Source organism: Coprococcus sp. AM97-35, assembly GCF_027697525.1.
GTDB lineage: Bacteria > Bacillota > Clostridia > Lachnospirales > Lachnospiraceae > Allocoprococcus > Allocoprococcus comes.
Window position 1 is genome coordinate 200,180 of sequence record NZ_JAQESL010000002.1, and the last position, 23,241, is coordinate 223,420.

Here is a 23,241-nt window from a genome sequence, read left to right on the forward strand (position 1 = left end):
TCAATACATTTTTTGAACGTGTTGACAAATGAAAATCCCATGGTATAATGTTAGCAAATGCGATGAAGAGAAGAGTAGAACGCAGGAAGAATCCCAGAGAGAGAGGTCTTAGGCTGAGAGCCTCTTATTACAGAAGCGTTTGAAGACCACCTCCGAGCGGCTGTAAAACAGTCCGGCTGGATACCGTTATCATCCACAAAGAGGTCCTGGAAATCAGGACAAGCGGGGTGGAACCGCGGGTATACAAAGTAACTCGTCCTCTGCAGCAGATATTTCTGTTGCAGAGGTTTTTTAGTTTACAGAAAGGATGATCTGATGGAAAGTATTTACGATTGTTTCAAGTTGAACAATGATATGAAAATCCCATGCGTTGGTTTTGGAACCTACAAAGCGGCAGAAGGGAATAACGTGGAGATTTTAAAGACTGCCATAGAAGCAGGATATCGCTATTTTGATACCGCATCCTTTTATCAGACCGAAGAGTTTGTAGGTCAGGCGATCCGTGAAAGCAATCTTCCAAGAGAGGATTTCTTCCTTGTATCCAAAATGTGGAAAGATGAAATGGGATATCAGCAGACAAAGGATGCATTAGAAAAGAGTCTGAAAAGACTTGGTACCGATTATCTGGACATCTATCTGATCCACTGGCCAAGACCGTCGGCTGACTGTGAGAACTGGAAAGAACTGGATCTTGAGACCTGGAGGGCGATGGAAGAACTTCAGAAAGAAGGGAAGATCCGGGGACTTGGACTCAGCAACTTCCTTCCGCACCATATTAAGAACATTCTGGAGAATGGAACTGTAAAACCAGTTGTCAATCAGCTGGAACTGCATCCGGGTTATATGCAGCAAGCAGCTGTGCAGTATTGTAAAGAGCATGGTATTCAGATGCAGGCATGGAGCCCGATCGGAAGACGGCGGATTCTGGAAGATGGACTGATCCTTGAACTTGCCGGAAAGTATCAGGTTTCACCGGCGCAGCTGTGTCTGAGATTTCTGCTTCAGAATGATATCATTCCGCTTCCGAAATCATCTTCGATGGAGCGGATGAAACAGAATATGGATCTGTTCCATTTTGAGATCAGCGAAGAGGATGTATCGAGACTGGCAACTATGCCACAGGCAGGATGGTCAGGAGAACATCCGGATCCGGAGCTTGCACAGAAAAATGTCGTATAATCAGAATTTATAAAATAAAGAGAGGAACAAAAAGACTATGAAAATCACATTAAAAGATGGATCAAGCAAAGAATATGCACAGAGCATGTCTGTAATTGATATTGCAAAAGATATCAGTGAAGGACTTGCAAGGGTTGCAACAGCAGGAGAAGTTGACGGAGAAGTTGTTGATTTAAGAACTGTGATCGACAAAGACTGTGAGCTGAACATTCTTACATTCAATGATGAAAAAGGAAAAGGTGCATTCCGTCACACAACATCCCACATTATGGCACAGGCGATCAAGAGACTGTACCCGGATACAAAGCTTGCAATCGGACCTTCTATTGAGGATGGATTCTATTACGATATCGATCGTGAGACTCCACTTGTAGCAGAAGATCTGGAAAAAATCGAAGCTGAGATGAAGAAGATCGTGAAGGAAGATCTTCCAATCAAGCAGTATACAATGCCAAGATCTGAGGCAATTGCATATTTTAAAGAAAAAGATGAACCATATAAAGTGGAACTGATCGAAGACCTTCCGGAAGATTCCGTAATCAGCTTCTATTCACAGGGAGAATTTACAGATCTTTGTGCAGGACCTCACCTGATGAGCACAAAACCGGTAAAAGCATTCAAACTTACAAGCCTTGCAGGAGCTTACTGGCGCGGAAGTGAAAAGAATAAGATGCTTCAGAGAGTTTATGGTACTTCCTATCCGAAGAAAGCAGAGCTTGAAGAATATCTGCATATGATGGAAGAAGCAAAGAAGCGTGACCATAGAAAACTTGGAAAAGAACTTGGACTTTTCATGATGAGAGAAGAAGGACCGGGTTTCCCGTTCTTCCTTCCAAAAGGAATGGAACTGAAAAATCAGCTGCTTGATTACTGGAGAGAGATCCATAAAAAAGCAGGTTATGTGGAGATTTCCTCACCGATCATGTTAAGCCGTCATCTTTGGGAAACATCAGGACACTGGGATCACTACAAAGACAACATGTATACAACTGTGATTGATGATGAAGATTTTGCAATCAAACCGATGAACTGTCCGGGTGGAATTCTTGTATATGAATCAGAACCACGTTCTTATCGTGATCTTCCGATTCGTATGGGAGAACTTGGTCTGGTTCACCGTCACGAAAAATCAGGACAGCTCCACGGACTGATGCGTGTAAGATGCTTCACACAGGATGATGCACATATCTTCATGACACCAGAGCAGGTACGTGATGAGATCAAAGGCGTTGTAAAACTGATCAATGAAGTTTACAGCCTGTTTGGATTTAAATACCATGTAGAACTTTCTACAAGACCGGAAGACAGCATGGGAAGCGATGAAGACTGGGATATGGCTACAGAAGCCCTTCGCGGCGCATTGGACGATCTGGGACTTCCATATGTAGTAAATGAAGGAGATGGAGCGTTCTACGGACCGAAGATCGACTTCCATCTGGAAGACTCTATCGGAAGAACATGGCAGTGTGGAACCATCCAGCTTGATTTCCAGCTTCCGCTCAGATTTAACCTTGAATACACAGGAGCAGATGGTGAGAAACATCGTCCGATCATGATCCACCGTGTAATCTTTGGATCGATCGAAAGATTTATCGGTATCCTGATCGAGCATTTTGCGGGAGCATTCCCGACATGGCTTGCACCGGTACAGGTTAAGGTACTTCCGATTTCAGACAAATATATGGATTATGCACAGAAGGTTCTGGATGAACTGAACAATTCAGGTGTTCGCGCAGAGATTGATACACGTGCAGAGAAGATCGGATACAAGATCCGTGAAGCACAGATGAAGAAGATCCCGTATATGCTGGTTGTCGGAGCAAAAGAAGAAGAGGACGGACTGGTATCTGTAAGAAGCCGTTTTGAAGGGGATGAAGGACAGAAGACACTGGCAGACTTTCTTGCAGCAATCAAGATGGAGATCCAGGCCAAAACAGCAAGGGAAGTAAAAAAAGAAGACGATAAATAGAGTTTTAAATAAAATCTGAATAAGAAATAAAACTTTCGGGCATAATGATACTGATTTTCAAAAAGGAGGTAACATTATGCCTGAATTAAAATGTACAGTACAGACATGTATGCACAACAAAGATTTTTATTGTGATCTGAACGAAATTACGGTGGGAGGAAAATCTGCACGGAAAGCTGCAGAGACAAGCTGTGACAGCTTTGAAGAAAGAAAAAGCGGCACCTACAGTAATGTGACTGGTGAGGCGGGTCCGACAAGCAAGATCGACTGCAAGGCCACGGAGTGCCAGTACAATAAGGAATGCCAGTGCCATGCAGGAAAGATCAGTGTGGAGGGCAGCAAGGCATGCAGCTGTGATGAGACGGAATGTGCAACTTTCAGTTGTGGATGTGCGTAGATGAGATTGATGGGTGTGGGAGAGTTTCTCCTGCACCCGTTTTTGTTTGTGAGGAAGGGACGAAGAAAATGGAAAACAAATCGATAGGACTTCATTGCACTAACCAAAAGAGAGTTGAATGATTTGGGAGGAGGACGGTTTCCACAGCCATCTTCGGGCTGTGGAGCTGCAAGTGGGAGCGTGATTCAGAAAAGACGGAGCAAGATTGAGAGAAAAGGTGTGAAAAGGATGGTTGGGAAGGTTGACGGGGGTGTTAGAAAGAAGGTATAATAAAAACTAGACTTTTGAAGAAAGACAGGGAAATTAAATGGAAAAAAAAGAAAATGTAGAGGAAGGGGTTTCGGAGAAGCCGGAAGAGAAGAAATCAGCAGCGTATTATGAGAAGCGTCCGGAATTTGGTAACAGAGGACCATCAAAGATTTTGCTTCATTTCAGGAAAGGGCTTACCTTTTTTCTTGTAATTGCAGCTTGTGTGATCTTTTATTTTCTGTTACTCCGAATAGATGATATATCAGTAGGTGTCAGTAAAGTAATTGATGTGTTAAAGCCGATCCTATACGGAATGGTGATCGCATATTTGCTGAATCCGATCGTAAAGCAGATTGACCGGTGGCTGATTCCACAATTAAAAAAGAAAATGTCTCAGGAAAAGGCAAAGAAGGTTTCGCGTAGTGTCGGTGTTTTTGCAGCGCTGGTTATGCTGCTTGCTTTGATCCTGGCACTGTGCAATATGCTGATTCCGGAACTTTATAAAAGTATCCGTGACATGGTTCAGACTCTGCCGGGACAGATCAGTGATATGGTTACGAAGATCATAAGTATCCAGAAAGATACCAGTCCTGCCGGAGTCATGGCACGTAACCTGTTAGAAAAGGGATCGGATGCATTACAGAACTGGATCAAACAGGATCTTTTAACCAAGGTTAATGAAGTGATGTCAAACCTGACGGTTGGGATCATCAATTTTGTCAGTGAGATCCTGAATTTTCTGATTGGTCTTATTGTATCAGTCTATATTCTGTTCAGTAAGGAAACATTTTCCGCACAGAGTAAAAAGATCGTCTATGCAGTGTTCCGTACAGATCATGCCAATATGATCCTGCATCTGACAAAGAAAAGCAATGAGATTTTCGGTGGATTTATTATTGGAAAGATCATTGATTCTATGATTATCGGAGTGCTTTGCTTCTTTGGACTTACGCTCCTGAAGATGCCGTACATACTTTTGATCAGTGTAATCGTTGGTGTGACCAATGTCATTCCTTTCTTCGGACCGTATATCGGTGCTATTCCGAGTGCCGTTCTGATTTTGCTGAATGATCCGATCAAGGGCTTGTATTTCCTGATCTTCATTCTTGTGCTGCAGCAGCTTGATGGAAATGTGATCGGACCGAAGATTTTGGGCAATTCGACCGGATTATCTGCATTCTGGGTTGTATTTTCAATCCTGCTCGGAGGCGGTCTGTTTGGATTTGTAGGAATGATCATGGGCGTGCCTACATTTGCAGTAGTTTATTATATTATTACAATGCTGATCAATCATTTGCTGGAGAAGAAAAAGCTTCCGCTTCAGACTTCGGAGTATGGGGAAAAGAGTTATGTGGATGATAGCGGAAGATTTGTCAGAGAAAATCCGGAAGAAAATGATACAGCGGTAAAAAACGGGGAAAATAAAAAAGAGAGGAAGTAAGCAGAAATGCCAATTCGTGTACAGAATGACCTTCCGGTAAAAGAAATACTGGAAAAAGAAAATATATTTGTAATGGATGAGAACCGTGCGGTTCATCAGGACATTCGTCCGATCAAGATCGGACTTCTGAATCTTATGCCACTGAAAGAGGATACAGAACTTCAGCTTCTGCGCTCCCTTTCCAATACACCGCTGCAGGTTGACATTGTGTTTTTGGCAGTGAAAAATCATGTTTCAAAGAATACTTCAGCGAATCACCTGAACCGGTTTTATGAGAATTTTGAAAATGTAAAAGATCAGAAATTTGACGGATTTATCATAACCGGAGCACCGGTAGAGCAGATGCCTTTTGAAGAGGTGGATTACTGGGAAGAACTTGTAGAGATCATGGAGTGGACAAAGACGCATGTTACTTCAACGATCCATCTCTGCTGGGGAGCACAGGCAGCACTTTATTATCATTATGGGATTAATAAAGTACAGCTGGACAAAAAGCTTTTCGGTATCTTTGAACATAAGGTTATGAACCGTAAGATTCCTCTGGTACGTGGATTTGATGATGTATTTTATGCACCGCATTCGAGACATACAGATGTGCCGATTGAGAAGATCCGTGCAGATGAGAGACTGATGATTCTGGCAGAGTCGGAAAAGGCAGGAGCATACCTTATCATGGCACAGAATGGAAGACAGATTTTTGTGATGGGACATCCGGAGTACGACCGGGTGACACTGGATCAGGAGTATAAGCGGGATCTGAGCAAAGGACTTCCGATTGAAATGCCGGAGAATTATTATCCAGACAATGACAGCACACAGAAGCCACTTCTTACATGGAGAGCACATGGTAACTGTATGTATGCAAACTGGCTGAATTACTATGTTTACCAGGCAACCCCGTATGATATGGTGGGGACACCGGATTTTCATTAGGATTCAGATAGAATTTCATATACCGATATCCTGAAAGGCATATTAGAAAGTACTATGTTTCAGAAGAGAAATCCTTTGCTATAATAGGAAAGCAAAAATAAGCGGGAGGAAAAATATGTTATTGGAGCAGAAAACAACTGATTTTTTGAAACAGCTCTCATCGTCAGCACCGATTCCGGGAGGTGGCGGTGCATCGGCAGCAGTCGGAGCGTTCGCATCAGCTTTGGGACTTATGGTTACAAATCTGACTGTCGGAAAAAAGAAATATGCGGATGTTGAAGAAGAAATTCTAGAGATAAGAGAAAAACTTGAGCAGAAGAAGCAGGATCTGGTCCGGATGGTAGATGAAGATGCCGAGGCTTTTGAACCACTGGCAAAGGCTTACAGAATGCCAAAAGAGACAGAGAAAGAACAGGCAGAGAAGGAAAAAGTTATGGAGGCCGCACTTAAAAATGCGGCAGAAGCACCACTGTGTATCATGAAAACAATTGTAGATACTATGGAGATGATCCGGGTGCTGGGGGAAAAAGGAAGCAGGCTTGCTGTCAGCGATGCAGGAGTTGCAATCCTCTTTGCACAGGCAGCCCTTGAAGGAGCTTCTCTTAATATTTTTATCAATACAAAGATGATGAAGGATCAGGAAGAAGCTGAAAGACTGAATTATCTGGCTGATCAACTGATTGCGACAGGCAAAGAACTGAAAGAGACAACTTATGATGCTGTACTTAAGGGTATCAAACCATAACAGATAAGACAGACAGGAGGAAGACATGAGCATACAGATGCGAGGGGCTGAAGTGGCAAAAGCCATGAAAGAAAAGCTGATCAGAGAAAGAGAAGAGTTGAATGCGGCGGGAGTAAATCCATGCCTTACGATCATTCGGGTAGGAGCGAAAGAAAATGATCTTGCCTACGAACGTGGAGCAAAAAAGAGAATGGAAATGATCGGAATCGAGTGCCGCATTGTAGAACTGCCAGAAGATATTTCACAGGAAGAATTTGAGGATGCTTTCTGTAAGATCAATAAAGATCCGGAGGTTCACGGGATTCTTTTGTTCCAGCCGCTTCCGGAGCAGCTCGATGTAGAGAAGATCAGACAGATGATCGACCCGGCAAAGGATATGGATGGAATGAGTCCTGTAAATCTTGCAAAAATATTCGAAGGTGACAGAACTGCTTATGCGCCTTGTACTTCTGAGGCAGTGATGCACATTATGAATCACTATGGAATTGAACTCCAGGGGAAAAGAGTGACCGTCATCGGAAGAAGCATGGTTGTTGGAAAACCGCTTTCCATGCTGATGCTTGGACAGAATGCAACTGTAACTATCTGCCATTCACGCACAAAAGATCTGGCGGACAGATGTCGCGAAGCAGAGATAATAGTAGCTGCGATCGGACGGGCAAAGCATATCACCGCCGATATGATCGCCGAAGGAGCGGTGGTAGCGGATGTCGGAATCAACGTACTGGAAGACGGAACCCTCTGTGGAGATGTGGACTACGAAAATGTCCGGGAAAAAGTATCCCATATCACACCGGTTCCGGGAGGAGTAGGAAACGTCACAACCTCTGTACTCGCCTCTCACGTGCTGCGTGCCGCCCGTACAGGTCAGAACGAACACGGACAACGCAGAGGGTAACACCGCCTCTCTGTCGAACACGATACAAATGGGCGAAGAACAGTTACAACCAGTAACCCAGAGCGCCCAGGAAGAGAAAAAATCCTATAGATTCAACTTGAATCTATAGGATTTTTTTCTCCTCCGGCTCCGGGGTGGCATAGACTACATTTATTTTTCGCCCATCTCTGGTGGAATCTTTTCTAACAACTGTCGGATATTATCACGGATCAGTCGTTTATAATTATCAGGAAGCGGTGTGATCATATCCAGGATCTCGGCATTGATCGGATCCTTTGAATGAATTGAATCATCCAGGTAGTCACAGATCAGATAATCAAATTTGACATCTAATGCTTCTGAAAAATTAAGCATGGTTGCAAAGGATGTTGCCTGGCTGCCATTTTCAATCCGGCTTATCGTTGTCTCGTCAAGATTTAGTTTTTCTGCTAGTGCTGCCTGTGTAAGACCGGCTTTGTGACGTGCCTGCCGAACGCGTGTACCGAAATTCTTTTCCATGCTGTTTATCTCTCCTTCATAAAAGTAGTGTAGCATTTCAATTTGAAAAAAGAATGATATTATACGCAAGTTAACTTTACAAAAACGCCATGACAGGATATGATTAAAAAAAGGGGGGTAGAGAAATGGATTGGGAATCGTACAGAACAGATCTTGAGGCGATAAAGCTTGCGGTGAATGAATGTGAAAGACTTGGAGTGGATAAAGAAGAACTCCTCATAATCAGTATTTACCGTCTGTATGAATTTTATAAAACAGAAGACGACAGAGTCTATCTTCTGGGGGCATTATTGCATCTTAAGGCCTATCTTGAACTGGGGATGGAATATGAAAAGAACCGTAAAATCTTTTCAATGATTTTAGATAATTATGGAGTATGTTATCAGGATATTTTTCAGGGAGCGGAGGAAATAGAGTAGAAAAATCTGAAAAATTCCAAAAATCAGGTTGACAAACAGAGAATAAAGAGGTAATATATTAACCATAAATTGTAAAACCGTTGAGAAAGAGGAGTAGGTTATCGAACGATATCACAGAGAGCAGCAGGCGGTGGGATTGCTGTATGGAGTTGATAATTGAATGGACTTTCGAGGGCAGCCTGAAATCAGATAATTGAGAGTATGGTTTGTCGGGAACCAAACCCGTTATCAATAAGGGATGTATGTTAGTACATAAAAGAGGACAGGAAACTGTTAAAGTTGAGTGGTACCGCGTTAGTAGAAGATATTAGTCGCCTCAATCCGTAGAAGGATTGAGGCGTTTTTTATTTCATAGGAAATTCCGAAGGGACTTCCTATGAAATAAAAAGTCTCCGGCAGGATGTTACATATGTATTCCTGTTGTGGTACGGCGCGGAATCAAGAAACACCTTCTCTTGAAAGCTAACAAAGAAAATTATTTATCAAGAAGAGGAGAACAAAATTATGAAAAAGAGAACAATCGCAGTATTATTAACAATGGCAATGGCAGCAACAATGATGGCAGGATGTGGAAGCAAGTCGGATTCCAAGACAGCAGATGGAGAAAAGAGCTATACAATCGGTATTTCCCAGTTTGCAGAGCACGGATCTTTAGATAACTGCCGTGAAGGATTTTTAGAGGGACTGAAAGAAGAAGGTATCGAGGAAGGAAAGAATCTGAATGTTGAATACAAGAACTCGGCAGCAGATATGGGAACTGCATCACAGATCGCAAGCAGCTTTGTATCCGATAAAGTAGATCTGATCTGCGGAATCGCAACACCAAGTGCACAGACAGCATATAATGCTGCGATGGATACGGATATTTCGGTTATTTATACTGCAGTTACAGACCCGAAAGCAGCAGAGCTTGCAGATGATAAAGGGAACCCGGTTGGAGAAGTCACAGGAACCAGTGATAAACTTCCGATTGAAGCACAGCTGAAAATGATCCGTGAACTTCTTCCAGATGCGAAGAAGATTGGTATCCTCTATACAACAAGTGAGGCAAACAGCGTATCTGCAATTGCTGAATACAAAGAAAAAGTCGGTGACTATGGATTTGAACTTGTAGAAAAGGGAATTACAAATACATCAGAAATCGCACTTGCAACAGACGATCTTCTGTCACAGGTAGACTGCATCAGCAACCTGACAGATAATACGGTAGTAAGCTCGCTTGCAACCATTCTGGATAAGGCAAATGCAGCAAATATCCCGGTATTCGGAAGTGAGATCGAACAGGTGAAGCTTGGATGCCTGGCAGCAGAAGGTCTTGATTATGTAGCACTTGGCAAACAGACAGGTAAGATGGCAGCAAAGGTTCTCAAAGGAGAAAAGAAAGCATCTGAAATGCCATTTGAGACGATCACAGAAGCAGGACTTTACCTGAATACAAAAGTAGCAGAAAATCTTGGAATCACAGTGGAAGACGATCTGAAAAACAGTGCAGTAGAGACATACGATTCTATCAGCGAAAACTAAATTTGAATTAGAAAAGTGAGGAGCAATGCAATGAGCTTTGCAGTATCGATTTTGGAGCAGGGACTGATTTACGGAATCCTTGCATTGGGAATTTATATAACATACAAAATTCTGGATTTTCCAGATCTGACCGTAGATGGCAGCTTTCCATTAGGAGCTGCCGTAACGGCGCTTATGATCACAAAAGGAGCGAACCCGTATCTGACCCTTCCGGCTGCATTTGCAGCAGGTGTGGCAGCCGGTATCTGTACCGGACTGATCCATGTCAAATGCAAGGTAAGAGATCTGCTTTCAGGTATCATTATGATGACAGCGCTCTGGACGATCAACCTTCGTGTGGCAGGAACAGCCAATGTACCGTTGTTTTCCCAGAAGACAATCTTTAAAAATGATACACTGGATAAGCTGCTTCCGTCAGGATTTTCCGCTTACTCTACATTGCTCATCATTCTGATCATTGCGTTAATTGTGAAAATCATTCTCGACCTTTACCTGAATACCAAGTCCGGATACCTGCTCCGCGCAGTTGGAGATAACGATAAACTGGTAACTGCAATGGCAAAGGATGAAGGAAATGTGAAAATCCTGGGACTTGCGATCGCAAACGGGCTGTGTTCGCTTGCGGGATGTATTTTCTGTCAGGAAGAACGTGTATTTGAAATTTCCAGTGGTACAGGGGCGATGGTAATCGGTCTTGCAAGTGTTATCATCGGAACCAGTATTTTCAAAAAAATCAGTTTTGTAAAAACAACGACAGCTGTACTGATCGGTTCTATCATTTACAAGGCCTGTGTGGCAATCGCACTGAAGAACTTCGAACCGCAGGATATGAAGCTGATCACAGCCGTATTATTCCTGGTAATTCTGGTGCTTAGTATGGAGAGAAAGAAGAAGGTGAAGAAGAATGCTGGAGCTTAGAAATATCCACAAATATTATAATCCGGGTACAGTCAATGAGATGTGTCTTTTTGAGGACTTCAATCTGACGATCAATCAGGGCGAATTTGTATCCGTAGTAGGAAGTAACGGTTCCGGTAAAACTTCGATGCTGAATATCATCTGCGGAAGTATTCCGGTAGAATCCGGACAGATCCTGATCGATGGAAAAGATATCACAAGGGTAAAAGAATACAAGAGAAACCAGAAGATCGGACGCGTGTACCAGAATCCATCTATGGGAACCTGTCCGTCCATGACGATCTTGGAAAATATGTCTCTTGCGGACAATAAAAGAAGGTTCTACGGACTTGGACGGGGAACGAATAAGGCACGTATTGATTATTACAGAGAACAGCTCGCCCAGCTTGGTCTTGGACTGGAAGATAAGCTTCATGTCAAAGTCGGATCACTTTCCGGAGGACAGCGTCAGGCGATGGCACTGCTGATGTCTACGATGACACCAATCGAGTTTTTGATCCTGGATGAGCATACTGCTGCGCTGGATCCAAAGACAGCAGAACTGATCATGGAGCTGACCGATAAGATTGTAAAAGAAAAAAATCTGACAACGGTTATGGTCACACACAATCTCCGCTATGCAGTAGAATACGGTAATCGTCTGATCATGATGCATCAGGGACATTGTGTGATGGATAAGGCAGGAAAAGATAAAGAGGATACCTCGATCGATGAAATCCTGACGATGTTCAATGAAATCAGTATTGAGTGTGGAAACTAAAAAAATACAAGATTATGAATTAAAGAGATAAGCAGAAAAGGAAACAGTTTCGGCTTATCTCTTTTTGTATCTCCAAAGGTTTTGGAAAAATTATTCGAGGATTTTCAAAATGAAAGGCTATTGTCTGAATACAGAAGGAGAAGCCTGTCCGATATAAAATGTCAATGGATTTTCAGGAATATGCCTGTAGAAGATTTGGTTGTCTGGCTGTCGGAAAATTGGTTATTTTCACAGATTGACGCTCTCGCTGTGATAGTGCTAAAATAGAGGAAAACGGTCAAGATATAGTATACATTTTAAATAGAATACAATATATTGTAGTTATCAGAAAGGAGAACAAGATGAGCTTAAACAATGTGAAAGTTGTAAAAAAAGACGGGACAAAAGAAGAATTTAACGTGCAAAAAGTCGTTGTGGCAGTCAATAAGTCTGCATATCGTGCACTGATCAAATTTTCACAGAAAGATATTGATTTTATCTGTCATTTTGTAGAAGAAAAGGTAGAAGAACTCGGAGTGCATGAGATCCGGATTCCGGAGATGCACAATATTGTAGAGGGAGCGCTTGAGAAAGTGAATCCGATCGTGGCAAAAAGTTACCGGGACTATCGGAATTACAAGCAGGATTTTGTGCAGATGCTTGACGAGGTTTATAAGAAAAGCCAGTCGATCATGTATATCGGGGACAAAGAGAACAGTAATACAGACAGTGCACTGGTATCGACCAAGCGAAGCCTGATCTTCAATGAGCTGAACAAAGAATTATATAAGAAATTTTTCCTGACGGTGGAAGAATTACAGGCAATCCGGGAAGGATATATTTATATCCATGATATGTCAGCCCGAAGAGATACGATGAATTGTTGTCTCTTTGATGTGAAAAGCGTACTGACCGGTGGATTTGAGATGGGAAATCTCTGGTACAATGAGCCAAAGACACTGGATACGGCATTTGATGTGATCGGAGATATCGTACTGAGTGCGGCAAGCCAGCAGTACGGAGGATTTACCGTGCCGAGCGTAGATGAGATCCTGGAGCCTTATGCGAAGCGTTCCCATGAAAATCATCTGAACAAATACAGAAGCCTCGGACTTTCGGAAGAAGTAGCACAGGAGATTGCCTGGAAGGATCTGGAAAAAGAGATGGAGCAGGGATTCCAGGGATGGGAGTATAAGTTCAACTCCGTATCCTCAAGCCGTGGAGACTATCCATTTATTACCATGACCAGCGGAACCGATATCAGCGAATACGGAAAGCTTGTCACAAAGACGATGCTGGAAGTAAGAGCAGGAGGACAGGGAAAGCCGGGACATAAAAAACCGGTACTTTTCCCGAAAATCGTGTTCCTTTATGATGAAAATTTACATGGACCTGGAAAGCCGGGAGAAGATCTTTTTGAAGCCGGAATTGAGTGCTCCAGAAAGACTATGTATCCGGACTGGCTCAGCCTTACCGGAAAAGGCTATGTGCCGAGTATTTACAAGCGCTACGGAAAAGTCATCAGTCCGATGGGATGCCGTGCATTCTTATCTCCATGGTATGAAAGAGGCGGTATGAATCCGGTGGACGAAAAGGATGAGCCGGTATTTGTCGGAAGGTTCAACATCGGTGCGGTCAGTCTCCATCTTCCGATGATCCTTGCCAAATCCAGACAGGAGAACCGAGATTTCTTTGAAGTACTGGATTATTACCTGGAACTGATCCGGAAGCTTCATATCCGTACTTACGAATACCTCGGAGAGCTGCGTGCTTCTACGAATCCGCTTGCCTACTGTGAGGGTGGTTTCTATGGCGGACATCTGAAGATCCATGACAAGATTAAACCGGTGCTGAAATCGGCAACCGCTTCCTTTGGAATTACGGCGCTCAATGAATTCCAGCAGCTTTATAATAAAAAGTCCCTGGTAGAGGATGGAGCATTTGCCATCAAGACCATGGAATATATCAACATGAAGGTCAATGAATTTAAAAAAGAAGACGGCTATCTGTATGCGATTTACGGAACACCGGCTGAGAATCTGTGTGGTGTGCAGGTGCAGCAGTTCCGTAAAAAATATGGAATCGTGGAAAATGTATCGGACAGGGCGTATGTGAGCAACAGTTTTCACTGCCATGTAACCGAGGATATTACACCGATCGAAAAGCAGGATCTGGAAAACCGTTTCTGGGATCTGTGTAACGGTGGAAAGATCCAGTATGTAAAATACCCGATCAATTATAACAAAGAGGCTATCAAATCACTGGTACGCCGTGCAATGGATATGGGATTTTATGAGGGCGTTAATCTGTCACTTGCCTACTGTGATGACTGTGGTCATGAAGAGCTGTCTATGGATGTGTGTCCGGTATGTGGAAGCAAGAATCTGACGAAGATTGACCGTATGAATGGATATCTGTCTTATTCGAGAGTTAAGGGAGATACCAGACTCAATGATGCCAAGATGGCAGAAATTGCGGAAAGGAAAAGTATGTAAATGCGTTACCATAATATAACAAAAGATGATATGCTCAACGGGGATGGCCTGCGGGTTGTCCTCTGGGTTGCAGGATGTGACCATTGCTGTAAGGAATGCCACAATCCGGTGACCTGGGATCCGAATGGTGGGCTTTTCTTCGATGAAAAGGCGAAGGCAGAGATTTTTGAAGAACTGGAGAAGGATTATATCAGTGGGATCACATTCAGTGGAGGCGACCCGCTGCATTCGGCAAATGCCTATGAGGTCATGATGCTGGCAAAAGAGATTAAAGAAAAATTTCCGTCAAAGACGATCTGGCTTTACACCGGTTATGAATGGAAAGATATCAAGAATATGGATATTGTAAATTATTTGGACGTTCTGGTGGACGGAGAATTCGAGGTTGAGAAGAAAGAACTGGATCTGCACTGGAAAGGCAGCGCGAACCAGATGGTCATTAACGTACCGGAGACATTAGGAAAAGGAGAAATTGTATTACATGAAGAGAATTGCTAAATTTCACAAAGTAAGTCTGGAACAGTTTATGGAAGGATGGAAGGATACCTTTGGTGAGCAGTATACAGAGGATCAGATCAAGGCTTTATATGAAGAAATCAAACTGCCGAAGCGTGCAACGGCAGGAAGTGCAGGATATGATTTCTATGCACCGGATGATTTTGTGATCGAGCCGGGAAAGACGATCAAGATCCCGACAGGGATCCGTGTAGAAATGGAAGAAAACTGGGTACTCAAATGCTACCCGAGAAGCGGACTTGGATTCAAGTTCCGTCTGCAGCTGAATAATACGGTAGGAATTATTGACAGCGATTATTTCTATTCTGATAATGAAGGCCATATCTTTGCGAAACTGACGAATGATACCAATGAGAATAAAACGGTAGAGCTTGGAAAAGGGACAGGCTTTATGCAGGGGATTTTTGTTGAGTATGGAATTACTGTGGACGACGATGCGACGGCAGTCAGAAACGGGGGATTTGGAAGTACAACGAAGTAGGGTTGTAAAAAAAAGGCGTTAAAATATAGGTTGTGTTGGCGACCGGGATCAAAAAAATAGTGTACAATTCCATTGTGCAAGGGCATTACGATGGACCTCTGTGTGCGAAAATTGTGTCACCAAAGGCTTCCACAATTTTTGAGTTTCATCTCCATTGCAGAATAAGTGAATTGAACACTATTTTTTTGATCCCGGTTGCCGGATTTACTGTATTAGAGAGGCGTTTTTTACAAGGCTGGTGATAACCGGTTGAGGAGATTTAGGTAGTGGTGGAAAGGTGAAGGTTATGTAGGTGTAGCCTGCAATTTTGTTGCAGGCTACAGGGGATTAGTTTAATTTTACGTTCAGGTAACTACGGCCGGATAGGGTTTTGTTGAAGGTGATGCAGAGGATGACGATGAGGCAGCCTGTGAGGAATCCTGGGAGGTTGAAGATGGCGGTGAGGATAAGGAGCAGGAGACGCATGAATTTTAATGCGTAGCCTAGTTCAAAGTTTGGCTGGGTGTAGTTGGCGATGGAGACGAATGCCATGTAGAGCATGATCTCGCTGTTGAACCAGCCGGATTCGACGGAGAATTCCCCCATGACGATACCGGCGATGACGCTGAGAGGGGTGCTGAGCATACTCGGAGTGTTGAGGGCGGCGAGGCGGAGTCCGTCGATGGCAAGCTCCAGGATCAGGATCTGGAAGATCAGGGGGATGTTGACCGTATCTTCGATCAGAACGAAGCGGAAGATCTCCGGTATCCATGCCGGGTTCTGCATAAAGAGCAGAAAGAGTGGAACCATGAAGACAGTCAGCAGTGTGATCAGTACACGGGATATTTTCAGGTAGATTCCGGTGATTGGCGGAAAGTAGTAATCATTTGCCTCTTCGATCATATCAAAGATGGAGGTTGGCAGGATCAGTGCAGATGGGGAGGTATCAGTAAGGATGATCACTTTTCCTTCCATCAGGCAGGCGCAGGCTGTGTCTGGACGTTCGGTAAATTTATATTTTGGAAATGGATTGTACCATTTGCGCTGAAAGAGAGCTTCCGCAAGAGATTGCTGGCTCATTTTCAGATCCTGGGATTTGCTTTCTTCCAGTTTGTTCTGGATCGTGGTCAGAAGTTCGCGGTCTACACGGTCGGACATATAGCAGAGAGCTACGTCGGTGCGTGTGGAAGTGCCGGCTTCATACATTTCCATGATCAGATGCGGATCGCGGATCCGGCGGCGCATCAAGGCAGTATTGAATACGATTGTTTCCACAAAGCCATCACGGGAACCGCGCAGGGATTTGTCTTTATCGGGTTCCTCGATGCTGCGGGACGGGTAAGTACGGCAGTCGATGGCAATAGCGGCTTCATAGCCGTCAATAAAAAGACAGGTGACACCGGACAGAAGATTTTTGAAAATGCTGTCAAAGTCACCGAGAATATCAACTTCTACATAGGGGATGCAGCTTGTAGAAAAGGAAGTTGCATCCTCTGGCATATCATCGGCAGAAATATTGAGGAAGGAGTCCATAAGTTTCAGTATGATTTCATCTTTGGTGAAACCATCAATAAAATAAAAGGCACTATTTTGTCCGCCGATGATCAGAGTTCGTTCGATAATATCAAAGCTTTTTTTTACGGGAAGAGCCCGGTTCATATATTTTGTATTGTCGGTGAGGGAAGCACTGACAGTATGTTTTTCCATATTGAATCCTCCATTCAGAGATAATTTAAAGTTAAGAAAATCTGGAATCCCGGAAATATTTTACTGCCTGGATTCTGCATAGATTTAGCATTTCACAAAAAAAGGAAAATATACCGGATTATGACAAAAGTTATTAAGAAACTTAAGATTTTTTTAGCATGGGAAAAAGATTTTGCTATCTTGCGGAAAAGAGGGTATACTGTACATAATTATAAGTAATATATAAATCCCTAAAGGGATGAAGGAGGACACACTTATGAGTGAATATATGATCATGACAGACAGCACAGTGGATTTACCGAAGGAATACCTGACCGAGGAGCTTGAGGTTCCATATATTCCTCTTACTTATCTGATCGATGGACAGTCTTATGAGGATATGATTGGACTTACCGGGGAAGAATTTTTTGCAAAAGTCAGGGCAGGGTCGATGCCGACAACTTCTCAGATCAATCCGGAGCAGGCAAGAGAGGCATTGGAGCCATATCTGAAGGAAGGAAAAGATATTTTATATATTGCCTTTTCATCCGGACTTAGCGGAACGTACAACAGTGTGCGGATGGCAGCAGAAGAGCTGCAGGAAGAGTATCCGGAGCGGAAATTGATTGTGATTGATTCACTCTGCGCCTGCATGGGAGAGGGGCTTCTTGTGTACAAAGCTGTTCAGATGAAGCGTGCAGGAAAGAGTCTGGAAGAAGTGGCTGCCTGGGTGGAGGAGAACAAGCTTCATATCATGCATAACGTTACGATTGATGATTTATTCCATTTACATAGAGGCGGAAGAGTATCAAAGGCTTCTGCAATTGTTGGAACGATGATCCAGATCAAGCCGATCATCCACATGGACGATCATGGCGAACTGAAGGTTATTGGAAAAGAACGTGGCAGAAAGAAAGCATTGACACACATCGTGGATATGGCAGTGAAGCAGTCCGAAGGTTGGGATAATGATATTGTGATGATCACACACGGTGACTGCAAAGAAGATGCGGAATTTGTGGCAAGACAGGTGGAGAAGAAGATGGGAGTCCACAATATTCTGATTAACTGCATTGGAACGGTGATTGGGTCACATACAGGTCCGGGGGTTGTGGCTGTGTTCTGTATGGGGAATAAGAGATAAGACTTTGTGAAGACGAGGCATACAAATGAAAGAATTACGGAGACAATTGAAAGAGCTACTGCAACAGGCGGGAGCAGCTGTATTTGAAGGCCAGGTTTTTATGACAGAAGAGGAGCTAAGACCATTTTGGGTTGCTGAAAAAGATGTCCTTAATGTCGTTAAGAAGAAAGGAAGATAAGAAAAAACCAGAGCAGACCTGGCAATCCTATTGTTGAATAGGGGAAGCCAGGAATATCTTTGGTTTTATGTTTGTCAGAACAGAAATTTGTTTTCTCCATCTACTGCATGCTTAATGATATCCTGCTCTTTAGAGGTAAGATTAAATAATTTAAAAATCAATTGGTCAAGTTGCTCGTAGGCAATTTGTGCTTCCTCAGGAGGCAGTCTGTTAATTAGTGGTTCGACAGCTTGGATGATACTGTTTTGCATGCCGGCATTAACATCCGGAATCGGAATATTTTCAATATGAGAACGCAATACCTTCACGGAGTGAAACTCCATTTTGTAAATAAACTGTGCAATTCTGGAATTAAGGATGGCAAGAATATATTTTATATGCAGTCCTTCAAGCTTGGGGATGACCACGTTGCAGCTATTCAAAGAAAGTGTTTGTTTATCATCATAAGCAAAGACAAGCTGGCTGCTGATAAAACGATACAAAAGCTTTTCTGGCGCACGGTACATTTCTATAGGTGCTACCTGCTGAAAATTCTGTGGGTTAAACACGATATAGTTTGAGTTCGGATTAGTATGGTACTTAAAGATATCGGAGCCTTTTAAAATAATTTCGTTATCTTTGTTTTTCACGGAAGAAATATATTTTTTATTATTTCCGGTTACGATTCCTAAAGCAAAATCGGCGTTTCCGGCAAGGAATTTTGTTTTAGGAATATGCCGAATTTTTTCAAGCAGCTGATATTCAGCATCCGTTGTATGAAAGCTGAAATATTCGGCTGAAATTTTACGGTTTGTCAGAATGGTTGTACAGTGACTATAGTCGGATACTTCCATTCCGACTGTCGAAAGTGGCTTTCCGGTGTGAATGAGCTGCAATATAATGCAGGGACACTGAACCTTATCAAAGGCATTTCCCAAAAAATTAAGATATCGGATGGAATTACTTTCCATAATGGCAGTACGGACTGGTGTATGTGCCTTTACATTAAGTATTGCCTCTGGAAGAATAAAAGAGAGTTGTCCGTTTATGGACAAATTACGTAGTGCTTTTTCAATAAACAAATCATAAGACTCTATATTTTTCCCGGAAGCAGTCCGATAGTTTTTGCGAAGCTTTTCCTTTTCCGACTCGGAAAATTCATATCCCCATGGCGGATTGCCGATGATATACTGGTAAGAAGCTTTTAAATCAGATGCAAGATAATCGGCTTCGGTTATATGCTCGTACAGAGTTTTGACAGAAAGAATGTCATATTTCAAAACCATGTTCAACCGGGTGATTTTTACACTGATTGTATCGGTGTCATTGCCATAAATCTGGTCAAAACGAACATGTGCTGGAAGCTGCAATAAAAAATTTCCAGTTCCACAGCAGGGATCCAGAATTCTGGCATCTGATGCAATATCCAGCTTCTCAATCAGCTTTTTGACGATTTTGGTAGGCGTATAGTAGGAGCCGGTTGCCTTGCGGCTGCCGATATTTTTACAGGAAATGTAAATGAGACCAAGAATATCTTCAGCAGGTTCGTATACATAATCAAAATCAAAAAGCGGAGAATATTTTTCACAGAAAAGCAGAGCCTGCTTGGAATCTGCAATCAAAGCATAGATCAGTTCGTCGTATAGAGACAGGGTGATTTCTTTTCTTAAAAATCTGCTCAGCAACGCTTTTTCATGCTTGAAAGAAAGATCATATTTTTGGGCGAGCAAATGCAGGGCACAGTCAGCAATGAAATATTGAATCACATCCGATGAAAGAGCAATGGATTCATCGGTTACAATTCGGAGAATCTGCTGCAGTGGTTCAATATTCTGACAATTTTCAGAAACATAGGCGCTGTAAAGAGAATTTCCACAGACAAATTTCTTGTTACGTCTGCTTTTCAGTGATTGATTTTTGCCTGATTGCAGTTCGGCTTTCAACTTTTCGGTATATTGTTTTGTAAAATAAGGCTTTCTTTTATCCGTATATTCAGGAATAAGTTTGCCAAGCTTGATCCAGTTGCGCCCGGTTGCGGTCGAAATGGAAAGTATATCACATAATTCTTTTAAAGAGAGAGAATCGGAATCTTTCGGGGAATTCGTCATTCGCTCATCGGAAGGTTTGGTGGCCGAGGCAGGGATCAACCAGATGCCGCTGACCATTTTGCAACCCTTAATCCGGTTGGTTTCGCAGAGTTTTTGTATGCGGCGTTCAGATAAATGGAATTTCTTCGAAGTTTCTTTTACAGAAATATAATCCATAGTCGTGCAGACTCCTTTTTTCGTATAATAATGATGTGAGTGTCAAAAGGTCAAAAATCCTCTTGCAAGCAAGCTTGTATTGGCTTTCTGACCTTTTGACCCTGGTATCATATAATAAATATTATATACGGCAACGCGAATGAAAGCAATATTAATTTAAAGGGTTCAAATTTGAACTGGACGATTGTTTGACTCATGCTGATTATAGGAAGGTGAATTGAGCGTTACTATCAATTTATATAGTTGAAAAAGGAGCCTTTGCTTATGCAAAAACCCCCTTCTAAGGAGAAAGTGTTATGATAAAGAACTATATCGAAAATGCAAATTTTGAAGATACAGGCTTTGCCTATACATTGTCCCTGATTTCCGGCAAACATAAGATGGTTATTCTATACTGTCTGATGGAGTTTGAAACGGTACGGTTCAATGAATTAAAACGGTATCTGAAAACTATTTCCGACAAAACGCTCAGTACCAATCTCAAAGAGCTGGAGAAAGACCGCCTGATTATCAGGACGGAATATCCGCAGATCCCGCCGAAGGTGGAGTACAGCCTTTCAGAAAGAGGGAAGTCATTGATGACTGTACTGGATCAACTTTGCATTTGGGGAGAAGAGAACAGATTGGTGAAATGATCAGTTCTTATTTTTTTATGTGAAAAGAAGGTGTTATTATGTGGATGATATTTGCTGTTTTATCAGCGGTATTTGCTGCGTTAACCTCAATTCTTGCCAAGATAGGTATAGAAGGAGTGAATTCCAACCTGGCAACTGCAATCCGAACCATTGTTGTAGTAATCATGGCATGGGGCATGGTTTTTCTTACTCATGCGCAGAATGGACTGGCAGAAATCAGTAAGAAAAGCTGGATTTTTTTAATCTTATCTGGATTAGCAACAGGAGCTTCGTGGCTGTGCTATTATAAAGCTTTACAAATGGGGGATGCATCAAAGGTTGTACCAATAGATAAACTGAGTGTGGTAATCACACTTATATTGGCATTTGTGTTTTTACATGAACAGTTTACTGCAAAATCACTCATTGGCTGTGTTTTGATAGGAGCAGGTACATTGATAATGGTGTTATAAATTTTTAATTAAATCGGAAAGATTTGGTGAAATAAAAAGAGTATATAATTCGATGGTTGGAGGATATATGAAAACTGTAATTACTAATGGAAGTTTTCGCCACCATCCAGAGCTTCAATTTCTACCATTTCTTCTGCGGTCAGTGTGAAATCGAAGAGGTCAAAGTTCTGCTGCATACGATCTTTGTGAACAGATTTCGGAATGATAACCACATCATTTTGAAGGAGGAAATGAAGGGCTGTCTGTGCAGCAGTTTTTCCGTATTTTTCATCGATCTTTGTCAGAACCGGATTGGTGAATATATCGTTGCGTCCTTCCGCAAATGGTCCCCAGGCGAGGGTGACATTTTATGTCGAAGAATTGAGCTGAAAAGCCAGGATAAAGAGGTTATATATAATGAAATTAGTTAAGACTAATTAAAAGACGGCGTAATGTTAGAAAAAAGAAAGACGGTGTTTACTTATATCCGATATAATGTGGATCAGATTCAAAATATTTTTTATCCAATCAGATATGATCAGGATTGTATGATACTGGAACTGAAAGTAGATCATAAGCCGGAAGAGGTAATTGCGCAGATAAAAGAAAAAGAGTACGCTTTGCGGTTTCAGGGAAAAACAGCAGAAAGAAAGGAATATACAGGACACATTCTTGCTGTTGGAATCAGTTATAACAGCAAGACAAAGGAACATGAATGTAAGATTGAACAACTCTAAAAAAAGTGCAGTTTTATTACAGGATTCTAAAATTATTCATGCATCAGATTGCTATAATATTTCGTTTTGCTCGCTTATTTTATGGTATAGTGGCGGATATATGTACGGAATGAAGGAAATGGTTCATATGTCCAGAGTAGATATGTGGAGGAATGCCGCTGGGGGGTGTGATATACTGAGGTTGGCTTCTTTAACGGTGTATGATGACTATAAACTTCAAAAATAAAAAATGAATCAACGAGTCTAACATTTAATTAGGAAAAGGATTAGGAGATAAATATGAAAAAAGTTCTGATACTTGGGTGTCCCGGTGCGGGGAAAAGTACATTTGCAAGAAAACTCAGAGACAAAACAGGACTTCCATTGTATTATCTTGATATGATCTGGCATAAGCCGGACAGGACAACGATAACAAAGCAGGAATTCGATGCAAAATTATCTGAGATTATAAAGCAGGAAGAATGGATTATCGATGGTAATTATGGAAGAACACTTGAAATGCGTTTTGAAGAATGTGATACGGTATTCTTTTTAGATCTGCCAACAAATGTGTGTCTTGCGGGCGCGGAAGGGCGTATTGGAAGTGAAAGAGAAGATATGCCATGGCAGGAAGAAGAACTGTCAGCAGAATTCAGAGATTTTATTATCAATTTTTCAAGGGATGAAATACCGGAAATCAATGAGATGTTAAGAAAATATAAGAATAAAAATATTATTATATTCAAATCGCGGGAAGAGATAGATGCATGGAAATGAGTTCAGGATGCAGATCGACTTGATGCGCTTGGAGCAATCGGTATTGCGAGA

General features: G+C 42.2%; 25 protein-coding genes and 2 other annotated features. Of the genes, 21 read left to right on the plus strand and 4 right to left on the minus strand.

From position 1 onward, the window contains the following. Positions 1-53: 53 nt before the first annotated feature. Positions 54-264, plus strand: a binding site (T-box leader). Between the two features lie 51 nt (positions 265-315). From PG840_RS02710 to PG840_RS02745, 8 genes are all read left to right on the plus strand, one after another. After that, positions 316-1,179 (plus strand): aldo/keto reductase, encoded by an 864-nt coding sequence (locus tag PG840_RS02710; protein WP_117556267.1) that lies wholly within the window; start codon positions 316-318, stop codon positions 1,177-1,179. A 37-nt stretch (positions 1,180-1,216) separates the two neighbouring features. Beyond that, positions 1,217-3,148: a threonine--tRNA ligase gene (gene thrS, locus PG840_RS02715; protein ID WP_270205205.1), complete on the plus strand. Its 1,932-nt coding sequence runs from the start codon at positions 1,217-1,219 to the stop codon at positions 3,146-3,148. Positions 3,149-3,224: 76 nt separating this feature from the next. Then, the gene (locus tag PG840_RS02720) at positions 3,225-3,545 is read left to right on the plus strand and encodes a DUF1540 domain-containing protein (protein WP_270205206.1); all 321 of its coding nucleotides are present in this window, start codon (positions 3,225-3,227) and stop codon (positions 3,543-3,545) included. Between the two features lie 123 nt (positions 3,546-3,668). Next, positions 3,669-3,815, plus strand: a complete 147-nt coding sequence (locus PG840_RS02725; RefSeq protein WP_173824591.1) for a hypothetical protein — start codon at positions 3,669-3,671, stop codon at positions 3,813-3,815. Between the two features lie 37 nt (positions 3,816-3,852). Beyond that, positions 3,853-5,235 (plus strand): AI-2E family transporter, encoded by a 1,383-nt coding sequence (locus PG840_RS02730; protein ID WP_117835237.1) that lies wholly within the window; start codon positions 3,853-3,855, stop codon positions 5,233-5,235. Between the two features lie 6 nt (positions 5,236-5,241). Continuing rightward, a complete protein-coding gene (gene metA / locus PG840_RS02735) occupies positions 5,242-6,168 on the plus strand; it encodes a homoserine O-acetyltransferase MetA (RefSeq protein ID WP_008374805.1) in 927 nt (308 codons plus the stop codon). A gap of 115 nt (positions 6,169-6,283) precedes the next feature. Next, positions 6,284-6,913, plus strand: coding sequence for a cyclodeaminase/cyclohydrolase family protein (locus tag PG840_RS02740; RefSeq protein ID WP_270205208.1), 630 nt, complete (start codon positions 6,284-6,286; stop codon positions 6,911-6,913). 25 nt (positions 6,914-6,938) lie between these two features. Further along, on the plus strand, positions 6,939-7,811 hold the full coding sequence (locus tag PG840_RS02745; RefSeq protein ID WP_173824589.1) for a bifunctional 5,10-methylenetetrahydrofolate dehydrogenase/5,10-methenyltetrahydrofolate cyclohydrolase: 873 nt from the start codon (positions 6,939-6,941) through the stop codon (positions 7,809-7,811). 150 nt (positions 7,812-7,961) lie between these two features. Here the strand turns inward: PG840_RS02745 and PG840_RS02750 are convergent, their stop codons facing one another. Continuing rightward, positions 7,962-8,309, minus strand: a complete 348-nt coding sequence (locus PG840_RS02750; protein ID WP_022220545.1) for a helix-turn-helix domain-containing protein — start codon at positions 8,307-8,309, stop codon at positions 7,962-7,964. A 125-nt stretch (positions 8,310-8,434) separates the two neighbouring features. Here PG840_RS02750 and PG840_RS02755 point away from each other — a divergent pair, with 125 nt between their 5' ends. The 7 genes from PG840_RS02755 (at position 8,435) to PG840_RS02785 (ending at position 15,401) form a co-directional block, all read left to right on the plus strand. Further along, positions 8,435-8,728, plus strand: a complete 294-nt coding sequence (locus PG840_RS02755; RefSeq protein ID WP_270205209.1) for a hypothetical protein — start codon at positions 8,435-8,437, stop codon at positions 8,726-8,728. 71 nt (positions 8,729-8,799) lie between these two features. Next, positions 8,800-9,050, plus strand: a binding site (T-box leader). A gap of 182 nt (positions 9,051-9,232) precedes the next feature. After that, the gene (locus PG840_RS02760; RefSeq protein WP_055158460.1) at positions 9,233-10,252 is read left to right on the plus strand and encodes an ABC transporter substrate-binding protein; all 1,020 of its coding nucleotides are present in this window, start codon (positions 9,233-9,235) and stop codon (positions 10,250-10,252) included. Positions 10,253-10,282: 30 nt separating this feature from the next. After that, positions 10,283-11,170, plus strand: coding sequence for an ABC transporter permease (locus PG840_RS02765; RefSeq protein ID WP_055158458.1), 888 nt, complete (start codon positions 10,283-10,285; stop codon positions 11,168-11,170). After that, on the plus strand, positions 11,157-11,930 hold the full coding sequence (locus PG840_RS02770) for an ABC transporter ATP-binding protein (RefSeq protein WP_270205210.1): 774 nt from the start codon (positions 11,157-11,159) through the stop codon (positions 11,928-11,930). The genes PG840_RS02765 and PG840_RS02770 overlap by 14 nt, the downstream gene beginning before the upstream one ends. 341 nt (positions 11,931-12,271) lie before the next feature. Continuing rightward, entirely contained in the window at positions 12,272-14,404 is a 2,133-nt protein-coding gene (nrdD, locus tag PG840_RS02775; RefSeq protein WP_117823054.1) for an anaerobic ribonucleoside-triphosphate reductase, read from the plus strand. Next, positions 14,405-14,902 carry an anaerobic ribonucleoside-triphosphate reductase activating protein gene (gene nrdG, locus PG840_RS02780; RefSeq protein ID WP_008374816.1) on the plus strand — a complete coding sequence of 166 codons (498 nt, stop codon included), beginning with the start codon at positions 14,405-14,407 and terminating at the stop codon, positions 14,900-14,902. Beyond that, positions 14,886-15,401, plus strand: a complete 516-nt coding sequence (locus PG840_RS02785) for a deoxyuridine 5'-triphosphate nucleotidohydrolase (protein ID WP_008374818.1) — start codon at positions 14,886-14,888, stop codon at positions 15,399-15,401. Before nrdG ends, PG840_RS02785 begins: the two co-directional genes overlap by 17 nt. 327 nt (positions 15,402-15,728) lie before the next feature. Here PG840_RS02785 and PG840_RS02790 read toward each other — a convergent pair whose 3' ends face one another. Next, positions 15,729-17,087: a spore germination protein gene (locus tag PG840_RS02790; RefSeq protein WP_117835228.1), complete on the minus strand. Its 1,359-nt coding sequence runs from the start codon at positions 17,085-17,087 to the stop codon at positions 15,729-15,731. A gap of 256 nt (positions 17,088-17,343) precedes the next feature. Between PG840_RS02790 and PG840_RS02795 the strand changes: the two genes are divergently transcribed. Beyond that, complete coding sequence (locus PG840_RS02795) at positions 17,344-18,210, plus strand: DegV family protein (RefSeq protein ID WP_270205211.1); 867 nt, start codon at positions 17,344-17,346, stop codon at positions 18,208-18,210. A 25-nt stretch (positions 18,211-18,235) separates the two neighbouring features. After that, positions 18,236-18,388 carry a hypothetical protein gene (locus tag PG840_RS02800; protein WP_243188030.1) on the plus strand — a complete coding sequence of 51 codons (153 nt, stop codon included), beginning with the start codon at positions 18,236-18,238 and terminating at the stop codon, positions 18,386-18,388. Between the two features lie 74 nt (positions 18,389-18,462). Here PG840_RS02800 and PG840_RS02805 read toward each other — a convergent pair whose 3' ends face one another. Continuing rightward, positions 18,463-20,631: a TaqI-like C-terminal specificity domain-containing protein gene (locus PG840_RS02805; protein ID WP_330663217.1), complete on the minus strand. Its 2,169-nt coding sequence runs from the start codon at positions 20,629-20,631 to the stop codon at positions 18,463-18,465. A 296-nt stretch (positions 20,632-20,927) separates the two neighbouring features. Here PG840_RS02805 and PG840_RS02815 point away from each other — a divergent pair, with 296 nt between their 5' ends. Together PG840_RS02815 and PG840_RS02820 are read left to right on the plus strand one after the other, a co-directional pair. Then, entirely contained in the window at positions 20,928-21,266 is a 339-nt protein-coding gene (locus tag PG840_RS02815) for a winged helix-turn-helix transcriptional regulator (RefSeq protein ID WP_008374833.1), read from the plus strand. Positions 21,267-21,304: 38 nt separating this feature from the next. Beyond that, entirely contained in the window at positions 21,305-21,718 is a 414-nt protein-coding gene (locus tag PG840_RS02820; RefSeq protein ID WP_270205212.1) for an EamA family transporter, read from the plus strand. Between the two features lie 83 nt (positions 21,719-21,801). On the opposite strand, the gene PG840_RS16895 is transcribed toward PG840_RS02820, so the two are convergent. Then, positions 21,802-22,020 (minus strand): aldo/keto reductase, encoded by a 219-nt coding sequence (locus PG840_RS16895; protein ID WP_334303944.1) that lies wholly within the window; start codon positions 22,018-22,020, stop codon positions 21,802-21,804. Between the two features lie 129 nt (positions 22,021-22,149). On the opposite strand from PG840_RS16895, the gene PG840_RS02830 reads away from it, so the two are divergent. Beyond that, positions 22,150-22,434, plus strand: a complete 285-nt coding sequence (locus PG840_RS02830; protein WP_330663218.1) for a hypothetical protein — start codon at positions 22,150-22,152, stop codon at positions 22,432-22,434. Between the two features lie 279 nt (positions 22,435-22,713). Further along, positions 22,714-23,190, plus strand: a complete 477-nt coding sequence (locus PG840_RS02835) for an AAA family ATPase (protein WP_117823068.1) — start codon at positions 22,714-22,716, stop codon at positions 23,188-23,190. Positions 23,191-23,241: the final 51 nt, after the last annotated feature.